The sequence below is a fragment of the Mesorhizobium sp. P3_A9 genome, assembly GCF_056402975.1.
Window position 1 is genome coordinate 1 of sequence record NZ_JBFUGJ010000548.1, and the last position, 2,689, is coordinate 2,689.

Genomic DNA, 2,689 nt, shown 5'->3' on the forward strand with positions numbered 1-2,689 from the left:
CCGGTATGCAGCGATGGTCTTATCTTTCTGCACGTGCGCAAGCGCTTGTTCAACGATAGTATCTGGGTGGAGCGTAGTTTCTGCGGCCCAATCGCGGAAGCTGGATCGAAATCCGTGAACGGTTAATCCCGGTCGCATTCCTCGCAATTGCTCCAGCATGGCCATATTGCTCAAGGGTTGGTTGCGTTTGGCTCCAGGAAAAACATAGGGATTATCCTTGAAGCGGGGCAGCCCTTTCAACAACTCAACTGCGGCGCTGCTCAACGGAATGCGGTGCTCAATCTCGGCCTTCATTCGTGATGCTGGAATAATCCAGATGGAGTTGGCGATATCGAACTCATCCCAAGTTGCGAGCAAAGTTTCGCTAGTGCGAGTTGCGCATAGGATCGTCAGCACAAGCGCCTTGGCCGAATAATCTGTCTTGCTACGCAACGCCTGCATAAAGGCCGGCACTTCCGTAAAAGGCATTGCCGCATGATGGCCTTTGGATTGCTTGCCTTTCTTTCCTAGCCAGTGCTCCAGCCCATCTTCCCATTTGGCAGGGTTGGAATGGTCCTTCCACAGAGCTTTGATTTGCGTGTTCGCACTTCCAAGCGCCTTGGACTTCGCTGCGGCGATCACAGTTTCAATTCGCATCCGAACGCGTGAGGCTGTCTCCGGTACAGCGTCCCAGAGCGGCAAGCGTTTTCCGCGTCGGATGTGCGACTGCTGCAAAACCACCAACACGTCATCAACGCCGATCTCATGTGGCAGCTTACGTCCAATCTTCGGGTATACGTAGGTTTCGAGCGTGCTGGACCATTGGGCCGCGTGCTTGTCGTTGCGCCAATTAGCGGTATGCGTTGTGATGTAGTCGCGTGCCACGCTTTCAAACGTGTCGTCGCCAGTCGTCTTCGACGCCTTGGGCTTGGACGCTGTGAGCGGGTCAACGCCGGCTTTCAGTTGGTCGCGCTGTTCGATCGCAGCCATTTCCAATTCTTTGAATTGCCGGTCGCTGATAGGATCATTGTGCGGTGCAAGTGTCATCACGCGGCGACTGCCAGCGAAGGTGTATCGGAAAACCCAAGTGGCCTTTCCATTCTTCGCCAGGGCAAAGCACAGGCCGTTACCGTGGGACCACATGTTTGCCGTCCCGGATTTAATGCGCTCGCGTAGCTCGCGGTTGAGATTGTCGATTTTCGATGCCATTGCGGAGGCTCCTTTGGTTAGTGCGGTTGTCCGAACTAACCTTCTTGAAGCCTTCCGCAGATTTGTTGGCTAGGTATGGCTAACCGAAATGCAGCGAAATCAACAGGTTGGCTACTAGTGACTAGTCAGGACTAGGCACACCATCGGCCACTCCCTCCGCCACGGGTCTCATGCGGGTGTTGAACTTAGCGGATCAGGCCGAACGCTCTCCGCTGCCCTTACCTGTACAACTGCGCCTCGTTGCGGAATGCCTTGTCGACAAGGGTATTGTTGGCAAATGCCCCATCGACGTCAGCTATCTCCAAACTGATAGGCTTCTCGCCGGCCGAAGTGTCATCGGGATCCTTCGTGTTGTCCTGCTTTTGGACGGGGGTGTTGATGAACACGCTGACATACCCATCCGGTTTCAATTGGACGTGCCCATTGATCTTGTCTTGGTTCGCTATGCAGTTGACGATCGCCATATTGAGCAGCCGACGATCAGGATCGGCTGTCGTGGCGTCTCCTTTGTAGCAAGATGGCGTGCCGGTTTCTTTCGTCGGAGCCTGCGATTTGTCGCCGACCAACCCTTGGGAAATCTCGTATTTGTATACGTCATACCTAGACGCCGGCGCTGTCTTGGTGCCGGTCGGGTTGGTGGCGCTCGGGACATTCGGGTAAGCCCCACCGTGGTTGGCCTGCCAGTAACTTGTCCAAAATCCTTGCGAGCCAATCGCGTCGGACATTCCTTTTGAGTCGACGTAGTTGACTCCGGGCGGCAGAGGCAGCGCGGTTCCATCGGTTACGGGATCGTATTTGCTGCAGCCGGTCTTCTGCCCTTTTCGAACGTTGCTTGCGGGCCGGTAATTGAAGTCCCTGTTGTCGTTGTTCAGGGAGCCACTATAGAGATCGAACCGGACATTGAGGCCGGTATTGACCTGGCCAAGGGTGACACCGGTCTTCGTCGTCAGCGCGTTGCGGTTGTAGCAGGTGCCAGAGTTTCCGATCGCGATTGCATCGCGCAGCGAACTCAGATTGTTGTCGATCAACCCAAAATTGCCGGGGCCCGGGTTGGAATCGACCTTTAATATCCGGAACTCCCGGCCGTAGGTGTCTCCCGAGGCAAAGGACTGCTGGATCGTCTTGCTGGTCAGCGGGTCAGTCGTCTCGAACGGGTTGCACATGAATAGCGGGACGGTTTCGCATATCGACTGAACGAAACCGGCCACCGCCTGGGGCCGGATGTCCATTGTGTCGGTGCTGCCGAGGAGGCTTGCCGGAAAGATGGTTGCGAATGCCCCAGCGCCCTTCGCCACGCCGGACGCGTTTATAGTCACTTCGGCCAAAGACACCGCTTTGGGATCGGTGCTGGCCCAGTTTACGCTGTTGGCATCGACGCCTGCTGCGGTCAATGTCGTCTCGTCGCTGGCCGGTATTCCGGTCAAATACGTGACGGTTACGTCTGCTAGAACGAGTGTATGACCGGCCACGTCCGAATACAGGGTCTGGTTGGCAATAAGGG

Annotated in this window: 2 protein-coding genes; both read right to left on the bottom strand. The window is 56.0% G+C overall.

All coding sequences use genetic code 11. The annotated features are described in order from the left end of the window. Positions 1–1,188: tyrosine-type recombinase/integrase (locus AC1DX0_RS34270; RefSeq protein WP_477358779.1), on the bottom strand; the 1,188-nt coding region annotated here is incomplete at its 3' end. A gap of 218 nt (positions 1,189–1,406) precedes the next feature. Continuing rightward, positions 1,407–2,689: hypothetical protein (locus tag AC1DX0_RS34275; RefSeq protein WP_477358782.1), on the bottom strand; the 1,283-nt coding region annotated here is incomplete at its 5' end.